This window comes from Streptomyces rugosispiralis, assembly GCF_024505145.1.
Lineage (GTDB): Bacteria > Actinomycetota > Actinomycetes > Streptomycetales > Streptomycetaceae > Streptomyces > Streptomyces rugosispiralis.
Window position 1 is genome coordinate 61,299 of record NZ_JANIAA010000044.1, and the last position, 22,226, is coordinate 83,524.

At 71.5% G+C, this 22,226-nt stretch carries 19 protein-coding genes and 2 pseudogenes; 10 read left to right on the top strand and 11 right to left on the bottom strand.

The annotated features are described in order from the left end of the window. Positions 1–101 precede the first annotated feature (101 nt). The 5 genes from NP777_RS39675 to NP777_RS39695 all read left to right on the top strand — a co-directional run bounded on the left by NP777_RS39675 (position 102) and on the right by NP777_RS39695 (position 5,794). Complete coding sequence (locus NP777_RS39675) at positions 102–1,166, top strand: aldo/keto reductase (RefSeq protein WP_256655027.1); 1,065 nt, start codon at positions 102–104, stop codon at positions 1,164–1,166. 474 nt (positions 1,167–1,640) lie between these two features. After that, entirely contained in the window at positions 1,641–2,549 is a 909-nt protein-coding gene (locus NP777_RS39680) for a zinc-binding dehydrogenase (protein ID WP_256655028.1), read from the top strand. A gap of 23 nt (positions 2,550–2,572) precedes the next feature. After that, positions 2,573–3,490: an AraC family transcriptional regulator gene (locus tag NP777_RS39685; RefSeq protein WP_256655029.1), complete on the top strand. Its 918-nt coding sequence runs from the start codon at positions 2,573–2,575 to the stop codon at positions 3,488–3,490. Between the two features lie 483 nt (positions 3,491–3,973). Then, positions 3,974–4,777 (top strand): SDR family oxidoreductase, encoded by an 804-nt coding sequence (locus NP777_RS39690; RefSeq protein WP_256655030.1) that lies wholly within the window; start codon positions 3,974–3,976, stop codon positions 4,775–4,777. A gap of 126 nt (positions 4,778–4,903) precedes the next feature. Next, on the top strand, positions 4,904–5,794 hold the full coding sequence (locus NP777_RS39695) for a helix-turn-helix transcriptional regulator (RefSeq protein WP_391858666.1): 891 nt from the start codon (positions 4,904–4,906) through the stop codon (positions 5,792–5,794). Positions 5,795–6,032: 238 nt separating this feature from the next. Here NP777_RS39695 and NP777_RS39700 read toward each other — a convergent pair whose 3' ends face one another. Further along, positions 6,033–7,175, bottom strand: a complete 1,143-nt coding sequence (locus NP777_RS39700) for an FAD-dependent oxidoreductase (RefSeq protein WP_256655031.1) — start codon at positions 7,173–7,175, stop codon at positions 6,033–6,035. 126 nt (positions 7,176–7,301) lie between these two features. Here NP777_RS39700 and NP777_RS39705 point away from each other — a divergent pair, with 126 nt between their 5' ends. Beyond that, positions 7,302–8,135, top strand: a complete 834-nt coding sequence (locus tag NP777_RS39705; RefSeq protein ID WP_256655032.1) for a TetR/AcrR family transcriptional regulator — start codon at positions 7,302–7,304, stop codon at positions 8,133–8,135. Between the two features lie 120 nt (positions 8,136–8,255). Then, a pseudogene (locus tag NP777_RS39710) lies at positions 8,256–8,369 on the top strand (LysR family transcriptional regulator); the annotation flags it as partial. Positions 8,370–8,420: 51 nt separating this feature from the next. On the opposite strand, the gene NP777_RS39715 reads toward NP777_RS39710, so the two are convergent. Further along, complete coding sequence (locus NP777_RS39715) at positions 8,421–9,155, bottom strand: restriction endonuclease (protein ID WP_256655033.1); 735 nt, start codon at positions 9,153–9,155, stop codon at positions 8,421–8,423. Between the two features lie 212 nt (positions 9,156–9,367). On the opposite strand from NP777_RS39715, the gene NP777_RS39720 reads away from it, so the two are divergent. Together NP777_RS39720 and NP777_RS39725 are read left to right on the top strand one after the other, a co-directional pair. Next, a complete protein-coding gene (locus NP777_RS39720; RefSeq protein WP_210949954.1) occupies positions 9,368–10,021 on the top strand; it encodes an ATP-dependent Clp protease proteolytic subunit in 654 nt (217 codons plus the stop codon). Position 10,022: 1 nt separating this feature from the next. Beyond that, the gene (locus NP777_RS39725) at positions 10,023–10,628 is read left to right on the top strand and encodes a ClpP family protease (protein ID WP_256655034.1); all 606 of its coding nucleotides are present in this window, start codon (positions 10,023–10,025) and stop codon (positions 10,626–10,628) included. 43 nt (positions 10,629–10,671) lie between these two features. Here the strand turns inward: NP777_RS39725 and NP777_RS39730 are convergent, their stop codons facing one another. The 3 genes and pseudogenes from NP777_RS39730 to NP777_RS39740 all read right to left on the bottom strand — a co-directional run. Beyond that, positions 10,672–11,247: a helix-turn-helix domain-containing protein gene (locus NP777_RS39730; RefSeq protein WP_256655035.1), complete on the bottom strand. Its 576-nt coding sequence runs from the start codon at positions 11,245–11,247 to the stop codon at positions 10,672–10,674. A 319-nt stretch (positions 11,248–11,566) separates the two neighbouring features. Next, on the bottom strand, positions 11,567–12,247 hold the full coding sequence (locus NP777_RS39735) for a histidine phosphatase family protein (protein ID WP_256655047.1): 681 nt from the start codon (positions 12,245–12,247) through the stop codon (positions 11,567–11,569). A gap of 201 nt (positions 12,248–12,448) precedes the next feature. Continuing rightward, positions 12,449–13,280: pseudogene (locus NP777_RS39740) on the bottom strand (MASE1 domain-containing protein); the annotation flags it as partial. Positions 13,281–13,785: 505 nt separating this feature from the next. Here NP777_RS39740 and NP777_RS39745 point away from each other — a divergent pair. Further along, entirely contained in the window at positions 13,786–14,568 is a 783-nt protein-coding gene (locus NP777_RS39745; RefSeq protein ID WP_256655036.1) for an alpha/beta fold hydrolase, read from the top strand. Here NP777_RS39745 and NP777_RS39750 read toward each other — a convergent pair. The 6 genes from NP777_RS39750 to NP777_RS39775 form a co-directional block, all read right to left on the bottom strand. After that, entirely contained in the window at positions 14,552–15,250 is a 699-nt protein-coding gene (locus NP777_RS39750) for a lytic transglycosylase domain-containing protein (RefSeq protein WP_305890599.1), read from the bottom strand. The genes NP777_RS39745 and NP777_RS39750 overlap by 17 nt on opposite strands. A gap of 84 nt (positions 15,251–15,334) precedes the next feature. Further along, positions 15,335–16,024, bottom strand: a complete 690-nt coding sequence (locus NP777_RS39755) for a DedA family protein (RefSeq protein WP_256655037.1) — start codon at positions 16,022–16,024, stop codon at positions 15,335–15,337. Between the two features lie 314 nt (positions 16,025–16,338). Further along, positions 16,339–16,818 carry a DoxX family protein gene (locus NP777_RS39760; RefSeq protein ID WP_256655038.1) on the bottom strand — a complete coding sequence of 160 codons (480 nt, stop codon included), beginning with the start codon at positions 16,816–16,818 and terminating at the stop codon, positions 16,339–16,341. A 139-nt stretch (positions 16,819–16,957) separates the two neighbouring features. Beyond that, positions 16,958–18,949 carry an FAD/NAD(P)-binding protein gene (locus NP777_RS39765; protein ID WP_256655039.1) on the bottom strand — a complete coding sequence of 664 codons (1,992 nt, stop codon included), beginning with the start codon at positions 18,947–18,949 and terminating at the stop codon, positions 16,958–16,960. A gap of 136 nt (positions 18,950–19,085) precedes the next feature. Beyond that, a complete protein-coding gene (locus NP777_RS39770; protein ID WP_256655040.1) occupies positions 19,086–20,897 on the bottom strand; it encodes an alkaline phosphatase D family protein in 1,812 nt (603 codons plus the stop codon). A gap of 106 nt (positions 20,898–21,003) precedes the next feature. Continuing rightward, positions 21,004–21,663: an HNH endonuclease family protein gene (locus tag NP777_RS39775; protein ID WP_256655041.1), complete on the bottom strand. Its 660-nt coding sequence runs from the start codon at positions 21,661–21,663 to the stop codon at positions 21,004–21,006. Positions 21,664–22,226: the final 563 nt, after the last annotated feature.

Below are 22,226 nucleotides of genomic sequence, written 5' to 3' on the forward strand. Positions count from 1 at the left end.
AGGGTAGGACTGGTGTTCCCAGGAATTTCCTTCCCTTATCCCCGGCTCGCGGCGGTCCCAGGCTTGTTCCCGGCAACGGATCACACGCACAGGAGGACACGATGTCGCTCACCCTCGACACCTATCGGCTGCTGGGCCGCTCCGGGCTGCGGGTCTCACCGCTGGCGCTGGGTACGGCGACCTTCGGTACCGAGTGGGGCTGGGGCGCCGAGCAGGACGAGGCGCGCAAGCTGTTCGACCTCTACGTCGAGCGCGGTGGCAACTTCATCGACACCGCCAACACCTACACCGATGGCAGCTCCGAGCGTCTGCTGGGCGAATTCACCCGCGACAACCGCGAAAGTCTGGTGCTGGCGACGAAATACACGACGCTGCGCCGGCCCGGCGATCCGAATTCCGGGGGCTCGCACCGCAAGAGCCTGTTCGCGTCGGTGGAAGCCAGCCTGCGGCAGCTGAATACGGACTACATCGATCTGCTCTATCTGCACGTGTGGGATTTCACGACACCGGTCGAGGAGATCCTGCGCGGCATGGACGACCTGGTCCGGCAGGGCAAGGTCCTGTACGTGGCGATCTCCAACGCCCCGGCCTGGCAGGTGTCGCGCATGCAGACGATCGCCGATCTGCGCGGCTGGTCACCGCTGGTCGCGCTGCAGATCGAATACAACCTGATCGAGCGCACCGGGGAACGTGACCTGATCCCCATGGCCCGCGAGATGGGGCTGGGTGTGGTCCCGTATTCACCGCTGGCCGGCGGGGTGCTCACCGGCAAGTACAGCCGCGACGACCTGTCCGCGACGAACGCCGGATCCGACGACGGTACCCGCAAGAACTTCAACCTCGGCTTGGGCACGCTCACCGAACGCAACCTCGCCATCGCCGATGTCCTGAAGGAGGTCGCCACGGAACTGGGCCACACCCCCGCCCAGGTCGGGCTGGCCTGGACGCTGCGGAACCCGAACGTGACGGCACCGATCATCGGCGCACGCACCCCCGCGCAGCTGGAGAGCAATCTGGGTGCCCTGGAGGTCGACTTCACCGCCGCCCAACTGGCCCGCCTCGACGAGGCCGGCGCGATCGAACTCGGCGCCCCGCACGGCCTGCTCGCCAGTGACCACATCCGCAAGGTGACCAAGGGCGACCTGAAGATCGAAACCCGCCGCTGACCCCCCGCTCGAGCCCCGAGAGCGGCGCCACCGCCGCCCTCGGGGTGGTTTCCCCGGCCCTCCGCTCGGGCCGACTCGAGCCGGCCGGTACCCCGCCCGACATCCAGCGCCATATGGGACACGCGGGCGTCGAAGCTGTCGTCGGCGAAGGGGAGCACCCGGGCCCGGCACTCTTCCGGCCCGGTCCCGGAGAGAACCGCACCTGGACACGCCATTGCTACATGCCCCCCGGCAAACCCCGCGATCCGTCAGAGTGGTGCCGCGCCCGTCACAGCGTCATCCACCGGACGCGTGCAGAGTTCGACGCCGCGCGAGTCGCACTTGATACAGATCGTCAACTGATCGACTCTCCCGGGACTGGTCGCCGAGCTGGTCCTGCGTAGGGTTTCAGGGAGGCGGCAGTGCGGCATTCACGCACTTCGTCCACTGCCGCGCCGAGTGTTCAGGTGCATCCACGAGAGAAGGCAACACCCCATGCGCGCCCTAGTGGTCGATCACGGCGAGGCCGGACCCGTCCGGTTCGCCGATGTCGATGAGCCCGTGCCGTCCAGCGACGAGGCGTTGGTCGAGATACGGCATATCGGTCTCAACTTCGGAGAGCTGAATTACGTGCACCAGTGGCCGGCCGGCGCTGTGCACGGTCACGACGCGGCCGGCGTCGTGGTGCGCGCCGCATCCGACGGCTCGGGGCCACCCGAAGGTACGCGCGTCGCGCTGGGGATGTCTCCCCACGCGTGGGCGGAGCGGGTGGCGGTCAGCCCCGCCTCGCTCGGCACCGTCCCCGAGGGTGTGGATCTGGCCGACGCTGCCGCGCTGGGGATCGCCGGAGCCACCGCGCTGCGGGTGCTGCGCAAGCGTTCCGTGCTGGCGCGCGACGTCCTGATCACCGGTGCCAGCGGGGGCGTGGGGCACTTCGCCGTCCAGTTGGCGGCGCTGGCGGGCGCCCGGGTGACGGCACTCGTGGGTTCGCCGGACCGGGCCGCCGGGCTCCGCGAACTCGGGGCCGACAAGGTCTTGACCGACCTGGCCGAGACCGAGTGCCGGTTCGACCTCGTCCTGGACACGGTCGGTGGGCCGCTGGTGGCCCAGGCGTGGAGTTTCCTCGCCGAAGGCGGCACCATCCACCTGGTCGGATACTCCTCGGGGCAGGACACCACGTTTCCGTCCGGGGGCTTGTTCGGTTTCGGCGAACCCCGCTCCATCGCCACCTACGGCGACATGACGCCGACCAGCGGGGAGCTGACGGACCTGCTGGGCCTCATGGCCGCCGGGAGGCTCTCGGCACCGGTCGGACTGCGAGGCGGCTGGCAGGACGTGGACGACGCCGTCCAGGCACTGTTCGCGCGGAAGGTGCACGGAAAGATCGTTCTTGATGTGATCTGACGCCCGTCGACGAGAAGGGAACGATGGACGTACTCGCGGAGGCCTTGCGTGTGTCGGGTGCGCGAGGGGCGCTCGGGGTCGTACTGAAGGCCGGAGGAACCTGGGGCCTGTGGCTGGAGTCCTCTCCGGCAGCGGCACTGCACGTGGTGTCCCGTGGCACGGCGTGGCTCCACGTCCCGGGCGGGAGACCCCTGGAGGTGCAGGCAGGAGACGCCGTCCTGTTGGCGCCGGGCACCGCCCACGGGATAGCCGGCGGGTCCAGCACGACGATGAGTCCCTGTGACCGGAAGGCGACGGATCAGGCCCTCACCGACGGCAGCGCCCTGCACCTGGGCTCGACGCCGGCGCGGACGGAAGTGCTCGTCCTGCGCTATGAGCAGGACCCGGAGGTGAGCACGCCGGTGCTCACCTCCCTCGTCCGGCCGATGCACGTCACGAGCCGGGAGAACGCACAGCTCAGAAAGACCGTCGAGCTTCTCACGGCGGAGCTCGCACAGCCGCAGATCGGCACCACCGCCGCCGTCAACAGCATCGTCGACCTTCTGCTCATCCAGTTCGTACGCGTCTGGCTGGCCCGCCACCCGGAGGAGCAGCCCGGCTCATGGCTGGGCGCGATGCGTGATCCGGTCGTGCGCGACGCCCTGGCATGTGTCCACGCCCGACCGGAAGACCCCTGGACCACCGAGTCCCTGGCGGCCGCGACGGCGGTTTCCCGAACGACACTGTCCAGGCACTTCCGGTCCGCGCTCGGACAGACGCCGGGCGCATACGTGACGCAGTGGCGCATGGACCTGGCGTCCGTCCGGCTCCGCGACACCGACGAGCCGGTCGAATCGATCTCCGGCGCGGTCGGCTACGCCTCGCCGCACGCTTTCAGCCGTGCCTTCCGACGTGCCCGAGGCATGCCCCCGGGCGAGTACCGTTCTCGGCTTCGCAAGTGATCGCAGGCAGGCGATCGCCGACGACACTTGAGCACAAAGTTGTCGGATTGCGGAGGTCCTGCCGCGCTGCGGCGGGACACCGATCTCCCGCAGGTGGACTTGGAGGCTGACCGGGTTCATCGGCTGTCCGGGCTGGCGGCCGGGGTGCCCTCGTGGCCGGCGGCGCCGAGGGTCCGCACCGTGAACTTCACGGTGGACAGCAAGGGAGGCTCTCCCAGTACCTGTATCACCAGGCTCTCCCAGGCGTCCAGGACGCCTGTCAACCTGATTGAGCCGGCTCCCAGGTACACAGAGGTGAAGTAATGGATCCACGGGAGGCGCGCACGGCGGCCGCCCGAGAACCCATCCCAGGCGCCCTGAACGAAAGTGCCGACAACACTCCATGGACACGCACGGCAGCTTTACCCCCATCAGTTCAATTCAGCCGCACCGCACGCGTGACCGTGTCAGCACATGCTTCCACGACATAAGGGACGAAGACCAATGGCGGACAACCAGTTCACCACTCACACAGACCTTTTCGATCTGAGGGGGAAGTACGCACTTGTCACTGGCGGCACCAGGGGCATTGGAATGATGATAGCGCGCGGCCTTCTGCAGGCGGGCGCCCGCGTCATTATCAGCTCACGCAAGGCAGACGCGTGCGCGGAGGCACAGCGTCTACTGTCCGAATTCGGCGACGTTCAAGCATTCCCCGCCGACCTGTCCAGGTACGACGAGTGTCAGCGCCTCGCTGATCTTGTCAAGGCCGACTCGGGGCGCCTGGACATCCTCGTCAACAACGCGGGAGCGATGTGGCGCGAGCCGCTGGAGACGTTCCCGGACGAGGCCTGGGACACGGTGATCGACCTCAACCTCAAGTCGCCGTTCTGGCTGGTGCAGGCGCTGCTCCCCGCACTTCGCAAGGCGGGCACCGCCGATGATCCCGCGCGGATCATTAACATCGGCAGTATCGCCGCCATCCACGTCGCCGAGTCGCCCAACTACTCGTACGCCAGCAGCAAAGCGGCACTCCATCAACTCACCAGGGTGCTTGCCAGGGAACTGGGCCCACAGCACGTCACGGTGAACGCGGTAGCCCCAGGACCGTTCCCGTCGCAGATGATGGCGTCCACGCTCGATGCCATCGGCGACACGATCGCGGCGAAGGCCCCTCTGCGCCGGCTCGGCCGCGACGACGACATGGCAGGTATCGCCGTATTCCTCGCTAGCCGGGCCGGAGCTTACCTCACGGGCACCATCATCCCGATCGACGGCGGCATCGCCACGACCGCATCAGGTACCTAGGCGTCGGCGCGAGGCTTCGCCGGCGGCCGACGGCCCCCGTGAACACCTCCGAGTCGGGTCTCAGCGCAGTCATAGGGGTACCAGCAGTACCTCCCTTCGCCTGCGGACAGGGCCTAGGGTGACGTGGTGGCCACGATCGATCCGCGCACTGAGATCAAGGAATTCCTGCGCTCGCGTCGGGCGCGGATCGCGCCCGAGCGGGCCGGACTGCCCGCTTACGGCGGCAACCGCCGGGTCAAAGGTCTGCGCCGCGAAGAGGTAGCTCTACTAGCCGGGGTATCGGTCGACTACTACGTGCGTATGGAGCGCGGCGGCCTCACCGGCGCCTCCGACGGGGTGCTCGACGCGTTGGCCTCTGCCTTGCAACTTGACGAGGCCGAGCGCGATCACCTATTCCACCTTGCGCGGCAGTCCAGGGCGTCCAGCGGTCCACGCCGCCGGCGACCCGCCGTGACGGTGCGTCCGGCGCTTCAGCAGGTGCTCGACGCCATCACCGATGCGCCGGCTTGGATGTGCAACGGTCGTTATGACGTCCTGGCCATGAATCAACTTGCCCGCGCGCTGTATTCACCGGTGCTGGCCGACACGCGACGGCCGGCGAACACCGCGCGGTTCGTGTATCTGGATCCCGAAGCGGCGAAAACGTTCTTCGTCGACTATGACCGAATCGTCTGCGACGTGGCCGCGAAGCTACGCATGGAAGCCGGCCGCAATCCGCACGACGAGGAGCTGATCGCCCTAGTCGGTGAATTGTCAACACGCAGTGAACTATTTCGGCACCGGTGGGCATCTCAGGACGTTCGACTCCACCGGTCCGGACGCAAGCGTGTGCACCATCCGGTAGTGGGCCAGCTCGACCTGGACGTCGAGTCGATGGAGATGCCTGCCGAACCCGGGCTGCTCCTGAACGTCTACACCGCGCCCGCCGGCACGGCGACCGCGGACGGTCTAGCCCTATTGGCGTCGTGGGCGGCCAGCCAGGACAGGCTGGCGACCGAGATCCAAGCACTCGGCTGATATTCCAACCATACAGAGTTCGTGTGCTGCGCACGCTCATCGACTGCCGGGGGCTGACGCCGTCCCCCGGCCACCTCGCGCCAGCGCCTTGGACGCGCTGGACCATCCCCCGGTCATGGTCCTGCGCTTCGCGCACCACTCCAGGCCCTGGAACCTGTGGTTGCTCGCCGTCGTGGCTGGGGTCCTGCCTGATGTAGGAACAGCGACCACAGGACCTCAACCTACGGCGGTCACCGGATCATTGGGCCTGCTCCTGTCCGAAGAACTCGCTGAACATGCTGACCAGGCCGTGGGGCGCGTCGTCGCCGAACATGAGCTCGTCGCTGCCGACGCCTTCGGCGGCGACCTCGGCGCTGCGGGGGAACATGGCCTGCTCGTACTCGGCGAGCGCGGCCTCGATGTCGCCGGGGCGCGCGGCGAGGGCCTTGCCGAGTTCGGCGCCGTCGAGCATGGCCAGGTTGGCGCCTTCGCCGTTCGGGGCCGTGAGATGGGCGGCGTCGCCGACCAGGGTCACCCCCGGCACCCGCTCCCACCGGTGTTCGACCGGCAGGGCGTAGTGGGGGCGCAGGACCAGCGGGGTGTCGCCGTCGGTGATCAGCGCGGAGAGCTCCGGCGCCCAGCCGTCGAACTCCCGCGCGATCCGCGCCGTGGCCGCGGCGGCATCGGCGAAGTCGATCTCGGCGAACCAGTCCAGCGTCCTGGGGAGCAATACGTAGGTGTGCAGGGTGTCGCCGCTCTCCCGGTGCGCGTGGATCGCCCGGCCCGGCGCGTGCACCATCAGCGACCCGCCGCCGACGGCCTTCGCGGCGGCGGGGTGCCGGGTGTCGGCGTCGTACAGGTACGTCTCGACGAACGACACGCCGGTGTACTCGGGTATGGCGGTGGACAGCAGCGGCCGGACCCGTGACCATGCGCCGTCCGCGCCGACCAGCAGACTCGTGACGACGGTGCTGCCGTCGTCGAACGTCACCTCGTGGCGGCCCTCGCCGAGGGCACGGGTCCCGCTGACCTTGTGACCCCAGTGGACCGTGCCGGCCGGGAGCGAATCGAGCAGCATCTGCCGCAGCTCGCCGCGTTGCACCTCGGGACGTCCACCCGTGCCGTCGTCGGTCTTCTCGAACAGGACGGTCCCTTCCCGGTCGAGGGCCCGCATCGCCTGGCGGCCCTCCAGGACGAGACCGTGGAACTCGTCCATCAGGTCGGCCGCCCGCACGGCCAGCTGGCCGTTGTAGTCGTGGATGTCCAGCATCCCGCCCTGTGAACGAGCCATCGGGGAGGACTCCGCCTCGTAGACGGTGGCCGGGATGCCGTGGACGTGCAGGACGCGGGCGAGCGTGAGGCCGCCGAGTCCGGCGCCGATGATCGTGACGGGAGTGCGCATCGTGACTACTCCTTCGTGAATCGAGACCGCCCGGTGCCAGTCCGGACAGCCTCGCTGGTATGCCGTTCCAACGCTGGAACGCCGCTCCATGATGGAACGTCGCTCCAGTCATGTCAAAATGGCGGCATGGCAACACGGACGCGCCGGTCCCAGCGGCGCACAGAGGCGCTCTCCCGCGACCGCATCGTCGAAGCCGCCGTCGAACTGCTCGACACGGCCGGTGAGGGCGGTCTGACCTTCCGGGCGCTGACCGAGCGCCTCGCCACCGGGCCCGGCGCGATTTATTGGCATGTGGCGAACAAGGACGAGCTGCTCGACGCCGCGACGGACGCGGTCGTCGCCGCCGCCCTGGCGGCCGACTCCCCGCGCGCCGAGCCGTCCGCGCGGGTCGAGTCGTCCGCGCGGGCCGAGCCGTCCACGCGCGGCGAGTCCGCTGAGCCGGCCGAGTCGGCCGAGTCGGCCAAGTCGCCGGACTCGCCGCAGGACAAGATCCGCGCCATCGCGTTCGGTCTGTTCGACGCGATGGCGGACCACCCGTGGCTCCCCACGCAGCTCGCTCTCCAGCTCTCCCGCAGCCCCTGGGGTTCGGTGACGCCGCAGATCTTCGAAAACATCGGCCGTCAGGTCCGCGCGCTGGGCGTGCCCGAGGGCCACTGGTTCACTGCGGCCTCGGCACTGGTGCACTACATCCTCGGCGCCGCCGGCCAGAACGCCGCGAACAACGCGAGCGCCCGCGCCCTCGCGCCCGACGTGGACCGCGCCGAGTTCCTCGACGCCGCGTCGCAGGCATGGGAAGACCTCGACCCCGACGACTACCCGTTCATCCGTGCCGTCGCGGCCCAGGTGCGCGAGCACGACGACCGCGAGCAGTTCCTCGCCGGGATCGACCTCGTCCTCACCGGCATCACGGCCCTCCACCTGTCCGGCGAACAGGGGGGCACGACGCCATCCGCCACCTGAAGCGCCGGAAGCGTGGCGGCGCGCGGAGATGTCTCGCGCGCCCCGTTTCGCTGCCTCGTGCCCCTTACCGGGCCAAGGCGCTCCAGGAGGAGATCCTCGCGGCCGGGCCGATCCCGTACTCGCACCGTCGTCACCGACCCGGCCGCCGGGATGTTCGCCGCCGTCCAGGGGGAGGTCCTCACGGACCCGGGTGCCCGGCCGGCCCCCGCCCGTTACGTCGACTGGCTCTCCTGACCCGCTCGGGCCTCGTCGGGCCGCGTCGTCGGGCCGCGTTGAGAACGGCGCTCAGCGGGGGCCCGGTGGGCCCTGCCGAGCGGTGTGCCTGGTTCGGGGCCTACGGCCGGTGCGGGCGCCCGTGCCGTGGCCCGTGCCGTTGAGGGGGAGCAGGGACTCCAGGGTGGCGCCCCGCACCCAGGCGCCGAGCAGGTTCCGGTGCAGGGCGAGGATCTCGTGCTTCAGCGCGAGCTTCTCCGCCTCCCGGGTGAAGGCGCAGGTGGCGACGAACACCGCGACATCCGCGCCGTGTTCGGCCTTCGCCGTGCCGAGGAACTTCTGCATATCGCCGCTCGGCACGGTGCGATGGGGTGCGTAGTGCTTGCACTGGATCACCAGCAGGCGGCCGTCCGGCATGCGGCCGATGACGTCCGCGCCCAGGTCGCCCGACCTCCCGGAGACGACCACCTGGGTGCAGCCGTCCCGCCGGCACAGCTCGGCGACGTACCGCTCGAACCGCTGCCAGGTCATGGCGTCCACCTCGGCCATGGACCGTTCGCGTGCCGCGTTCTCCTCGTCGGTCTGCCAGGCCCGGTGTCGCGCCACGGTGCGCAGCCGCGTCCTCCGCAGCCACCAGCCGATGGCGCCGAGCACGCCGACGAGGACCGCGCCGACGATGTACGGCCATACGGTCTTCCAGGTCAGGGCCAGTGCGAGGGCCGCCGCCGCGCCGCCGCTCCAGGCCGTTCGGCGCAGCCGTGCCCTCAACCGTCGTAACACCGCTTTACGTCGCCGTCGCGCAGTCATTGTCGCGGCCCCCTGTCGGCTCGGTTCCCCGCCTCCCCCCCCCCGCAGTGTCGGGATCGGTGGGACGCTCCCGCAAGACCGCCCCTCGCGCGATGGCGGGGTCTGCCGTGGGCGAATCTGCTGCGGGCCGACATTCCTTACCGTGCGGCGGAATTGGGGCGATGGTGAAAGGACCGCGGCGGTGTGGGTCGCGGTATTCACAGGGAGGTCCAATGGGAACATTCGCCACCGGCTGGGAGCCGGCAATGAGTCCGCGAGCCGCGGAGGGGGACACGGCACCCACGCGGTTCGACGATCACCTGGCCGCGCAGTTGCTGACCCAGCGCATCGTCTTTCTCGGCACACAGGTGGACGAGGTGTCCGCGAACCGGGTGTGCGCGCAGATGCTGCTGCTCTCGGCCGAGGATCCGCGGTCGGACATCAGCCTCTACGTCAACAGCCCGGGTGGTTCGGTGACGGCGGGGCTGGCGATCTACGACACGATGCGGCTGATTCCGAACGACGTCTCCACGCTCGTCATGGGATTCGCCGCCAGCATGGGGCAGTTTCTGCTCACCGTCGGCACGACGGGAAAGCGCTACGCGCTGCCGAATTCCCGCATCATGATGCATCAGCCATCGGCCGGTATCGGAGGGAGCACGGCCGATATCGCGATTCAGGCCGAGAATCTCGAATTCATGAAGCGGTCGATCGAGCGGATCACCGCGGAACACACCGGGCAGAGCGTGGAGACCATTTCGCGCGACGGTGACCGCGACCGGTGGTTCACACCGGAGCAGGCGAAGGAGTACGGAATGGTCGACCGGGTCGTGGAGTCGCTCGCGGACGTACGGCCCGCCGGTACGCGGCGCAGGATGGGGATCTGACATGGGGCAGTACACGATTCCGACCGTCGTCGAGCGCACCACACAGGGGGAGCGGGCGTACGACATCTACAGCAGGTTGCTGTCCGAGCGGATCATCTTCCTCGGTACGGAGATCGACGACGGCGTGGCCAACGTCGTCATCGCGCAGCTGCTCCACCTCGAATCGTCGAGCCCGGAGCAGGAGGTCGCGATCTACATCAACTCACCGGGCGGCTCGTTCACCTCGCTGATGGCGATCTACGACACGATGACGTTCGTGTCCGCGCCCATCTCCACGTTCTGCGTGGGGCAGGCGGCCTCGACCGCGGCGGTGCTGCTGGCCGGGGGAGACCCCGGGCGGCGGTTCGTACTGGAGCACTCCCGGGTGCTGCTGGGACAGCCGGTGAGCGGTGGTCAGCAGGGGACGGTCTCGGACCTCAGCCTGCAGGCCAAGGAGATGCTCCGGATCCGCTCGCAGGTCGAGGAGGTGCTCGCGCGCCACACGCCCCACGACGCCGCCACGCTCCGCGCCGATATGGACCGCGACAAGGTCTTCACGGCGGAGGAGGCGGTGGCGTACGGGCTCGCCGACGAGGTGCTGAGCCGGCGGACGGGCCGGGGTTTTTGACGGTGTCGGTGTCTCAGGGGGCGGCGCCTCGGGCGGCGGTGGTTCAGGCGGCCAGGCGTACGTCGCCCTGCCGCCCCGCGTGCCGCGCCCCGCGGTCCGCGACGGACGTGGCGGAGGTGACGGACGTCGCGGAAGTGACAGACGTGAGGGACGTGACCGACCTCGCCGCGCCGTCGCGCCGCCGCGGGCCGGAGACGAGGCGGATCAGCTCGCCCTGGGCCATCGCGAGGAGGTCGGCCAGCCCGAGGCCGAGTGCGCGGGCGGCGGCCGCGAGGACCTCGGACGACGCCTCCTTGCGGCCGCGTTCGAGCTCGGAGAGGTACGGCATCGAGATCCGGGCCGCCTCGGCCACGTCCTTGAGCGTGCGCTCCTGGGCGAGGCGCTCGCGCCGCAGCACGCCACCGACGACATCCCGCCACAAGGGCTCCTTCACCGGCTCCCGGCCGGGCCGCTCCGGTCCGCCGGGGGCACCCGGGGCGCCCGGAACGGCGGGGGTCGCCGGGGCGGGGGCGGCCGCGGGGGCTCCGGCCCCGGCGGTGGCTCCCGCCCGGTGCGCCGGGTCCGCGGTGGCCGGACGCAGGGGAATGACGCGGGCTCGGTTCGACGCGTGGCTGCTCACCCCCTCAGAGTAGGAGCGTCGCGCCCGACGGGAAGGGGACAGCGTTCTGCCCTTGGCGAATCGCTCATGCGTTCGGCCCGGGGCGGGTGGCGCGAACCGGACCGCGCACACCCCGCGCATCCCCGGCGAGGAGCCCCGTTGTCAGTGCCGGGCCCTAGCGTATGGCTGTCCTTATTCACGCTTGCTGGGCTGCTTGCGTAACTCGGACACGGCGGGGGCCGGGCCCAACAGCGCGGGTCCGGCCCCCGGCGGAAAGACGGTCCGCCCGCGCGGGGCAGCGGGGCCCGGGGGCCACGGGGTCACGGGGTCACGGGGCCGGTCAGGAGGTGATCCGCAGCTCCGGCGGATAGCCGGTCCAGCGCAGTGGCGCGGGCAGGTGCGCCATGTCGTTGGAGAAGAGCACCGAGGGCGGTCGGCCGGGCGGAGGCCGGCGGATGACGGTCAGCGCCGCGTTGCACTGGTTGAGGCCGAGCCAGCGCCACTTCGGGGCGTCGAGCACGGCCCGGACCAGCCAGCCGATGAGGAAGTTGTGCGTCACGACCAGCTCATGGCGGTCCTCGGGCCCGTCCACCGGACCCATGAAGCGCTCCTCGGCGGCACGGGCCAGCAGCGGGCCGCGGGCGCGCTCTCCGGGGGGAAAGCGATGGACGAATTCGAGCAGGAAGTCGGCGGAATCGGCGGGCAGTTCGTCCCGCCGGGGCGTGTACGGCACATAGTCCCCGGCCGGTTCGCAGGCATGTGCCGGTACGCCGTCGAGTTGGTCGCCGATCAGCCGGGCGGTCTCGGCCGCCCGGGGCAGCGGGCCGTGGTGGATCGCCGACAGCGGAACGCCCCGGAGCCGCTCGCCGAGCAGCGTGGCTTGGCGGCGGCCGGTGGGCGTGAGCGCGCCTTCGTCCGGCGTGGCCTCGCCGTGGCGGGTCAGATAGAGATAGCGGGTGGCGTAGGGCGTGTGGGTCTCGTGAGCCGTGTGGGGCGTGTGAGCTGTGTGGGTCGAGGTCATGGTCGCGGTCATGGTCCCTGTCCGTCGAGAGTCGCTGGAAGGGATGGCCGGTGGCGGGTGGCGGGTTCCACCTGCGCCCCGCCTGTTCCGGTGGCCCCCGCCTGTCGCGTCGGCTCCCGCCTGTCCCGCTGGCTCCCGCCCGCGCCCCGCCTGCCCCGGCGGTGCCCGTGGGCGCATCCGGCGGCGCCGTAGTAGGCCCTAGTGGTCGGAGAACGGGCCGGTACCCTCCGCCGTCGAGGCGACCGCGAGGACCGTGACGATGAGCGAGCAGGGGGCGGCGCCCGCGAGCTGGAAGCGCAGGGCGGCCCAGATCAGGAACGGGAAGACCAGGAAGAGCAGGCTGACCTCCGTCCGCATGGCCACCAGCGCGACGCCCGCCGTGCCCAGCAGCAGGGCCACCGCCTCCAGCAGGCGGTACGGGCCGACGCCGCGCGGGAGCCGGGCGCGGCGGAGCACCAGCGGCGGAGCACCAGCGGCGGAGCACCAGCAGTACGGGGGTGATCACCAGGACGCCCATCGCGTCGCCCGTCCACCACACCGACCAGGTGGTCCAGAAGTCACCCGGCGCGAGCGCGCCGGACAGCAGGAGCGCGGCGGTGCCCACCGTGGCGCTGATCAGCATGCCCGCCAGGGCACCGAGGAAGACCAGGGCCAGCGCGTCCCGCAGCCGGTCCACGGCGGGCCGGAAGCCCATGCGCCGCAGCAGCGGATATGAGCAGACCGGGGCCAGGGTGTTGCCCGCCACGATCGCGAGGACCGCCAGGGGTGACGGGCCGATGGGGGCGTTGACCGCGACGGCGCCGAGGGCGATGCCCGGCCAGGCCATCGGGCCCAGCGCCAGCAGACAGGCCAGGGCGATACCGGTCGGCGGCCACAGCGGGGTGACCTGACCGCGCACCAACTCCTGGAGCAGTCCGATCCTGGCGCCCGCGTAGTAGAGGGCGGCGACGGCCATGAGCCGCAGCGCGGTGGCGCCGTGGCGCCGGAGGCCGTTGTTCCGCCGGATCCCCGTATGGCGCGCCACAGCGGCCATCAGACTACGGGCGCCCTCGGGCGGCGCGGCGGACACGCGGCCACCGGGGCGGGGCTCGCCCGTACGCAGCACACGCTCGCCCATAGGCGGCCCCCGAATCACCGCCGGGGCCATTCGGCGTCCCCGCCGCCACCAACGGCCTGATCGTGAACGGGTGGTGAGGCGAATCCTCGGCCCGCTCCGACCTCAGCCGTGGGGACGGATCCGCACCGTTCACCTCGGCCGGGATCGGAGCGGCCGGCCGACCCGGTGAAGTACGAGAGGCCATGTCATCAACAACACGGGCGGGTCATCCAATTCCGGCAACAATGCGGCGAACCTCGTGAACTGTCCGTAGTGCCCTCCGTCACACGGACGACCCCGTGCCCGCGATACGGCCCCTTCCCGGGTCGTATCGCGGGCACGCATATGCGCACCGGGCTTGCCCACCCGAAGCGGGAGACGTCACCGTTGTCCCCCACGGGCACGCGCCGCGCGCCCGTATTCGACTGGGACCGGAGGTGCCATGGGACCGATCGTTCCACCCCTCGTTCCACCGTACGAAACCGTCGGCGACGGGCCGCACCATGTGATGGCGGTGCACGGCTGGTTCTCGGACCGGGCCGCGTACGCCGCGATGCTGCCGCACGTCGACCGGCGCGGGTTCACCTATGTGCTGCCCGATCTGCGCGGCTACGGCGAGGCGCGCGACATCCCCGGCGCGTACACCACCGGCGAGGCCGGGGGCGATCTGCTCGCGCTCGCCGATCACCTCGGCTGGGAGCGGTTCTCGCTCATCGGCCACTCGATGGGCGGGGCCGTCGTCCAGCGCGTCGTGGCGGCCGCCCCGCAGCGGGTCCGCCGGCTGGTCGGGGTCGCGCCGGTGCCGGCCAGCGGGGTGCCGATGGAGGGCGAGCAGTGGCAGCTGTTCGCGGCCGCCGCCGACCGCCCGGAGAACCGCCGGGAGATCATCGACCTGACCACCGGCGGCCGCCACCCGGCCGCCTGGCTGGATCTGATGGTGCGGCACTCACTGGAGCACAGCGACCCCAAGGCGCTCCGGGCGTGGCTGGACTCCTGGGCGCTGGAGGACTTCCACGAGGACATAGCCGGTGCCCAGGTGCCGGTCCGGATCGTGGTCGGCGCCCACGACCCCGCGCTCACGGCGGAGGTGATGCGGCAGACCTGGCTGCGCTGGTACGTCAACGCCGAGCTGGTGGAGCTGGAGTTCGCCGGACACTACCCCGCCGATGAGACACCCCAGGAACTCGTACGAGCCGTGGAGGACTTCATCACGGCTGACGCGTAGCCGCCGGTGGGGAGCCGGAGGCGGGCCCGGACGGATCGCCGGAGGGCGAGGGGGAGTCCGGTGTGGAGGGTGAGGCGGAGGCACCGCCGGTGTGCTTCGCCTCGCTCTCCTGGTACTTTTTCTCGCTCTTCCGGTACTTGGGCAGCAGCTCGTTCAGGATCTTGTCGACGTACTCCTGCGTCTCGAGGATCTTCGGGATGCCGCGGGCCCGGAGCACCGCGTTCGGCCCCGCGTTGTACGCCGCGAGCGCGAGCCGGGTCGAGCCGAGCTTGGTCCCGCTGCCCGGAACCGCCTTGACCACCTGGTACAGATGGCACATGTAGCGGGCCTGTGAGGGGATGGCGTCGCGGGGCTCCCAGACGTCGGCCTTGCCGTCGCCGTCGCCGTCCTGGCCCCACTCCTTCCAGGTGACCGGGGAGAACTGCGAAATGCCCTGGGCGTGCCCGGAGTCCGCGTCCCGGCGCCAGCCGCTCTCCGCGTCGATCTGGGCGGCCAGCAGCGGCACGCTCAGCGCGGAGCAGGTACGGACCGCGGCCTCCACGACGGGCCGCCTGGCCTCCGGGATCACCGGCAGCTCGGGCTCCGAGGGCTCGGTGAGATGCCGTACGACCAGGACCGCGGCGACGACCAGGGCGAGGCCCGCGAGGAACGCGGCGACCATCCCGGCGGCGCGGGTCAGCATGCCGGAGCCGGCACGATGGGGGTACGCATGCAGGGACCGTAGCCGGTATCGCGGGCCGATCCGTAATCGGTCGCCGACACGGCCCTACCGCGCCTGGTGGGCACCGGGCAGCGGCTGCCCGGCCGGACCCGTGGGGAGCGGACCCGCCGCCCTCTCAGCCGGGCGCTTCATCACATACGCGGCACCGGCGCCCGCCGCGAACAGTGCGAGCACCGAGACCGCCGTGCCGAGCCAGGTGGCGCCGAGCCACTGGCCGCCGACATAGCCGAGGGCCACGCTGTACGCCGCCCAGGCGAGCCCGGCCACCGCCGACCACGGCAGGAATTCCTTCACCCTCCGGTGGGCCGCGCCCGCGCTCAGGCTGACGACCGAGCGTCCCGCGGGCGCGAAGCGGGCTATGACCACGAGCGGACCGCCGCCGCGCACCAGCGCGGTGCCCAACTTCTCCTGTGCGGAGGTGAGTCGGCGGGAGCGGGCGATGGCGCGGTCGAGCCGGTCGCTGCCGCGCCAGGCCAGCCGGTAGGCGACCATGTCCCCGAGGACGGAGGCGGTCGCGGCGCACAGCATCAGTCCGAACATGGCGGGGAAGTCGGCGGCGCCGGCCTGGCGCACCACGCCGACGGCGTCAACGGTGGTGCCGGCGGCCGCGGTGGCGGCGGTGATGACCAGAACTCCGCTGGGCAGAACGGGCAGGAAGACATCGAGCAGGACGGATGCCCCGATCACCGCGTAGATCCATGGGGTGTTGGTCAGCGACCCCAAATGTTCCAACAACGTTCTACTCCCGATCCCGGTCCCCCCGCTGCGCATGTCGCCGGGAAGCGGCAGGCGTCAGCCTGTAACAGCCATACAGCGTACGCCTGTGCCTGAAGAGGATAACGGTAAGGGGTGTGATGATGTTGTTCGAATCACGCCATGCGGGGCGTTCGGCCCCGCATGGCGCGATGGTCGATGTGACCTCGAATGCGCGGAACTGACGGCCGGACGAGGTGACATCCGGCCGCCGTCCGTCAGGCCCGGGGCGGTTCGCCGTCCGTCAGGCCCGGGGCGGTTCGCCGTCCGTCAGGCCCGGGACGGTTCGCCGTCCGTCAGACCCGGGACGGCTCGCGCCGCGCTTCCGGCGCCGCCTCGCTCGCGCGGGCCGAGCCGAATATCCGGTCCAGCGCCCAGGGGCCGGGTCCGGTGAAGACGATCAGCAGCAGGGCCCAGCAGAACATCGCGGCGGGCTCGCCGCCGTTCTGGATGGGCCACAGCTTCTCGGGCTGGTGCTCGTGGAAGTACGCGTAGGCCATCGAGCCCGACGAGATGAAGGCCGCGCTGCGGCTGCCGACGCCGAGCATCACCAGCGCGCCGCCGACGAGCTGGATGACGGCCGCGTACCAGCCGGGCCAGGTGCCGGCCTCGATGGTCTTGCCGGTGCCCATCATGCCGCCGAACCAGCCGAGCAGCGACGAGGCGCCGTGGCAGAAGAACAGCAGCCCGACCACGATGCGGAAGAGGGAGAGGGCATACGGCTTGGCGCCGTCGAGCGCCTCGCCGAGGGTGCGGGGGGTGGGGGAAGAAGGCATGGGAGGGGAGCTCCTTGCTCCTGGGGACGGGGAACAGCGGAAACGCCAGGTTAGGTTCCCCTCACCTTTTGTTGCAAGTTCAAGTTCCTGCCAATGTGACTGCCCCGGAGACCCCTTCCTGACACCCCGAACCCGCTCCTCAGAGCCCCGCGGCGCACATCGGGGCACCTTCCTGCAGCGGCTCCCGCGCGGTCGCCACGCGCAGCACCGCACGGGCCACGGCGTCCGTGTCGCAGAGGGTGACGGAGTTCACGCCGGGCCGTGCGCCCGCGGCCGTCACCCAGTGGACCCCCTCGGTCGGCACCCCGAGGGCGAACCGCCGCGGATGCGGCCGGCCCTGGGCGTCCACCAGCCGGTAGGGGGCGGTGGTGACATCGAGGCCGCCGGTCTCATAGCCCTCCACCCGGTGCGGACGGCCCTGCCCGGTCTCCAGCAGATGGATCAGCAACTCATCGGCGGTCCGGCGCACATCCGGCTCCGGCAGCCGCGCCTCGATCAGTGTCGTGGCCGTCACCGGCGGGCCCGGCACCTCCGCCGACCGGGCGGCGAAACCGGCCTCGTCTCCGTCTTGGTCTGGACTTTCCAAGGTCACTTCAAGCCGCGGGCCGAGGACATCCAGGACCCCCGCCTCGATCAGCGCGGCCATCTCCTCGATCCGGCGGCGCGGCGGGCCGATCGAGAGGAAGGCGTTGAGCGGGGTGTACCAGCGGTCCAGATGGGCGCGGCGGGACGTCCCCGTCAGCCCGCCGTGGTCGACGATCAGACGCACCTCGTTGCGGAGGTCGCGCAGCACGTCGAGGGCGGCCTTGACCGGGCCCTCGACATTGCCCAGCCGCGCGTGCGCCGCGTCCTGGTGGGCGTAGGCCAGCAGCCACCGCCGGAATTCGTCACGCCCGGTGAACCGGCGTCCGCGGTACGGCTCGGCCACCGCGTCCCAGGACCAGCGCTCCGCCTCCGGAACGCCGTACTCCGCGAGCACCGCGGCCTCTTCGGGGCTGCCGTGCGCGGTGGCCAAAAAGTGACGCCTGAAGTGTGCCGGGGTGAACGGGGCGGGGGTTCCGGAGCCGGGCCCGGGAGCCTCCGGGGCCTCCGGGGCCTCCGGGGCGGCGGGGGCGTGGGTTTCCGGGGCGCGGAGGGCCGGCAGCGCCTCGTAGTAGACCGTCTCGGCCTCCTTGGCCACGAGTGGCCATATCTCGGTGAGGAAGTCCGGCGGGTCGCCCGCGTCCGCGCGCTTGCGGAAGTGGCCGAGCACATCGGGGGTCAGCAGCAGCGGGGTGTGCCGGCCGCACGGCCCCTTCGCGTTGTCGCCCCGCGCGTGGTACGGGATGCCGCGGCGCGACCCCGCGTACAGCCGTGGCTCGAGCCCCGAGGGCCGGTAGACCAGACCGCCGTGGCCGTTCGGGACGAACCTGCCGCCCCGGCCCGCCGTCAGCAGCGCCATGTGGTCGAAGAAGTTGAGGCCGAGACCGCGCAGCAGCACGGGTTCGCCCGGTGCGATGAGCGACAGGTCGACATCGGCGGGGTTGGCGGGCGGGTAGTAGCGCAGCCCGTACCGCTCCGCGTGGGCCGCGTACCGCCGCTCCGTGGCGTCGGTGGCGGCCGGCAGATGACCCTGGGCCAGGACGACCGCGCGCAGCCCCTCCAGGCGGCTGCCGTCATCCAGCGTCAGCATCTGCGTGCCGTCGGCCCGTTCCTCCAGCCGTACGGCGCGGGCCCGGTGCGCCCGGACGGTCACGGTGTCCGGCGCGCCCCGCACCACCTCGCCGAACACCCACTCCAGATAGCGGCCGTAGAGCGCGCGGCTGGGGTAGTCGTCCGGGCCGAGGCCGGGCGCCAGACCGCGCGCGGTGACCCACTCGTACAGGCTCGGCCCGGTCCGCACCGGTCCGCGGCATTCGACGCTCGCGTCGGTGAACAGGGTGACCTGCGAGGCCACGGTGTTCATCAGCAACTCGTCCGGCTGGGCCGTGCGCCAGACCCGTCCCGCACCGGGCGGCGAGGGGTCCACCATGTGCACGGTCAGCGGGGTGCCGGGCGCCAGTTCCGGGGCCGAGGCGCACAGGCGCTCCAGCACGCTGGTGCCGCGCGGCCCGGCGCCGACGACGGCTATCGCGTGGGGGTCTCCGGCCAAGGCTGTGTCTCCCGGGGCAGATGTGACGCACGATGCGCGCCCATCATGCCGCCCGCTCCACACGAATCGACCCGGTCTCCGGAACGTACCCCTCCGTTGTGGCCTGTATCACGAGGCATATGCCGCGGAACAGCACTCAAGGGGTCGAGCGGCCCGCCCAGTCCGTCTCCAGCGCCGCCACCAGCCGGGCCCCGCCGCCCGCGGGGTCCGACTGCGCCTGGTCCAGCCGCAGATGGGCGGTACGGCCCCGGAGGGTCAGCGTCATCAACTGGTTGCCGAACCAGGGCCCGCCCGTCTTGTGCCAGCTCAAACGGGGGTGCGGCACCCGGCCATGGCGCCGGAACGCCCGGCCCAGGGCGCGGCCGGCGGCGCTCCAGCCGAAGCGGAAGCCGAGCCGTATCGAGGCGTAGATGCTGTTGTGGACCGGGGAGCAGGTCAACTGGCGCACCTGGCTGCGGGGCGGCCGGGACGGCCACCGCGACCAGTCGGGGGTGGCCACATAGGCGTGGTGCACATCGCCGGAGAGCACGCTGATCGTGGCGGGCGCCCCCGGGGCGCCGCCCACCTCGGCGATGGTGTCGGTGAGCGCGTCGAAGGACTCGGGGAACGCGGCCCAGTGCTCCAAGTCGCCGCGCTGCCGCAGGTCCTCGGCGATCCGCGCCCAGCGCCCACCGCGTCCGCCGCCGCACACCGAGGCGTTCCACGCCTCCACGTCATGGACGAAGTGCGGCAGCAGCCAGGGCAGCGAGGTGCCGAGCAGCAGATGGTCGTAGCCGCCGGGAGCGTCGTGGCCGGCGGGAGCGTCGTGGCCGCTGGAGGAGCCGTAGCCGCCGGAGGGGTCGTGGCCGCCGTAGGGCTCGGGCTCCTCCGGGGCGGCGGGGAAGCCGGGTGCGCCGCCCACGCCGTCCATGGCCTGCTCGCGCACCCAGGCGAGTTCCTTGTCGGTCAGCATCGCCCGCCGGCCCTCCTCGAGCACCCGTGCCGCGCGGGTGTCGACCATCAGCAGCCGGGTGCGGCCGAAGTCGCGGCGGTAGCTCCAGCGGGTGTACCCCGGATCGGCGTCGGCGCGGGCGGCGAACTCCCGCAGCGCCTCGGTGCCGTCCTCCGCCGCGCGCACCTCCGCGTAGAGCGGGTCGGCGGCCAGTTCGGTGGGGGAGAGGTTGCCCAGGTGCTGATGGACCCAGTAGGACATCAGCCCGCTCAGTATCCGCTCCCGCCACCACGGGGTGGCGCGCATCCGGCGCTGCCACGCCTCGCTGGTGTTCCAGTCGTCGATGACGTCGTGGTCGTCGAAGATCATGCAGCTGGGGACGGTGGAGAGCAGCCAGCGCACCTCGGGGTCCAGCCAGGACTCGTAGTAGAGCCGGGTGTACTCCTCGTAGTCCGCCACCTGCTCGCCCGGCGGTTCGCTCAGATCGCGGCGCTCGGCCAGCCAGCGGCGGGTCTCGGCGGAGGTCTCGTCCGCGTACACCTGGTCGCCCAGCAGCACCAGCACATCGGGGCGCGGGGCCTCCGGGGCGCGGGCGAGCGCCTGCGCGAGGGTGTCCAGCGCGTCGGGCCCCACGGGGTCGTGCGAGGCGTCGGAGGGCGGCGCGGCCCATCGGCAGGAGCCGAAGGCCACGCGCACGGGCGCGGGGTCCGTGGCGTCCGCGCCCGGGGCGGGGGTGCGGATGGTGCTGTCGGGGAACGGGGAGTCCGGCAGCGGCCAGACCTGCTCACCGTCCAGCAGCACCCGGTAGGCGGTCTCGCCGCCCGGCCGCAGCCCGGTGACCGGGATCAGGGCGTAGTGGTGATCCGCGATCCGCCAGGTGCGGGCGGTGCCGCCCGCGCCGTCGGCGCACCGCACCTCGGCCTCACACGGCCGGTCGGCCTCGACCCAGACGGTCGCGCCGGTACCGGTCTCCCAGTCGACTTGGCGCAGCAGTGGTCCCAGGCGCAGCCCGGCCATCCGGACCTCCTCCGTCGTTCTTCGATGTGCTCGTCATGCGTACGGTACGGAACGACGGAGGAGGTGCGGCGGTTCCTCCGGCCGGTGCGCCGGATGGAACGGTGGCTCAGCAGCCGTTGAGGATGCCGCTGAGCGCGGACTTCTCGGCCGAGTCGAGGGTGAGCTTGTAGGTGTACTTCACCGAGACCCACATGCGGGCGTACATGCAGTGGTAGGCGCTCCGGGGCGGCAGCCACTCGGCGGGGTCCTGGTCGCCCTTGGACTGGTTGACGTTGTCCGTCACGGCGATGAGCTGGGAGTGGGTCAGGTCGTTGGCGAACGCCTGGCGCTGGGCGGTGGTCCAACTGCTGGCGCCGGACTTCCACGCCTCGGAGAGCGGCACCACGTGGTCGATGTCCACGTCGCTGGCGGCGGACCAGGTCGCGCCGTCGTACTCGGAGTACCAGGTGCCGCTGGTGGCCGCGCAGCTGGAGTCGGTCTGGACGTTCTTGCCGTCGCGCTTGAGGACTTCCTCACGGGTGTTGCAGGTGCCGCTCTGGGTGATCCAGTGCGGGAACTTGTCGCGGCTGTAACCGTCGGACGAGCCTTCGGCCTTGACGGTCAGCGAGGCCAGCTGGGTGCGGGCGGTGGCGGCGCTGGGCGGGGTGGGCGGGGAAGCCTCGGCGGCGGGCCCGCTCAGCACGAGCGTGCCCAGCAGGGCGACGAACCCGCCGAAGACGGATGCGCGACGCGCGTAGACGCGACGACGAGAAGACGTGTCCGACATGCGAACTCCCTTGAGGGTGGGGGGTCGTTGGCCCCTGATGCCCGGCCATGGTCGCGGCGCCGGGTTGCTGTGGGGTGGGCGCCAGGTAACAGAGTGACGACGCGGTCATGTCAACGCAAGGGGTTCCGGGAGGCAGTTGGTGCCACGCACTCGCCCCGGCGCGGCGGTCGCGCGTGTGCGAAGCGGCTGCGTATCGCGTGCGCCCGCGCGCGGGCCGAGGCATCGCCGCCGGTCAACGCCGCGCCCGGGGCGCCGCTCGCGGCTCCGCCGCCTGGCGTGCGGATGGCGGCGCGCATGGCCGCCGGTGAGCCGGGCGCGCGAGCGGCGATGGCGCTCCGCCGGGGGCCTGGGCGCGTCCAGCAGACCGTGCCACCCGCAGCAAGCCGCTCCCCTCCCCGAATCCGGGGCTCCACCCCGGACCCCGAAACCGGGGCCCCACCCCGGGCCCCGAAACCGGGGCTGCGCCCCGGACCCCGGATCGGGGCTTCGCCCTAGACCGCGAACCGGGGCCGCGCCTCGGGTCCTGGGTCGGGGCCGCGCCTCGGGTCCCGGATCGGTGCTTG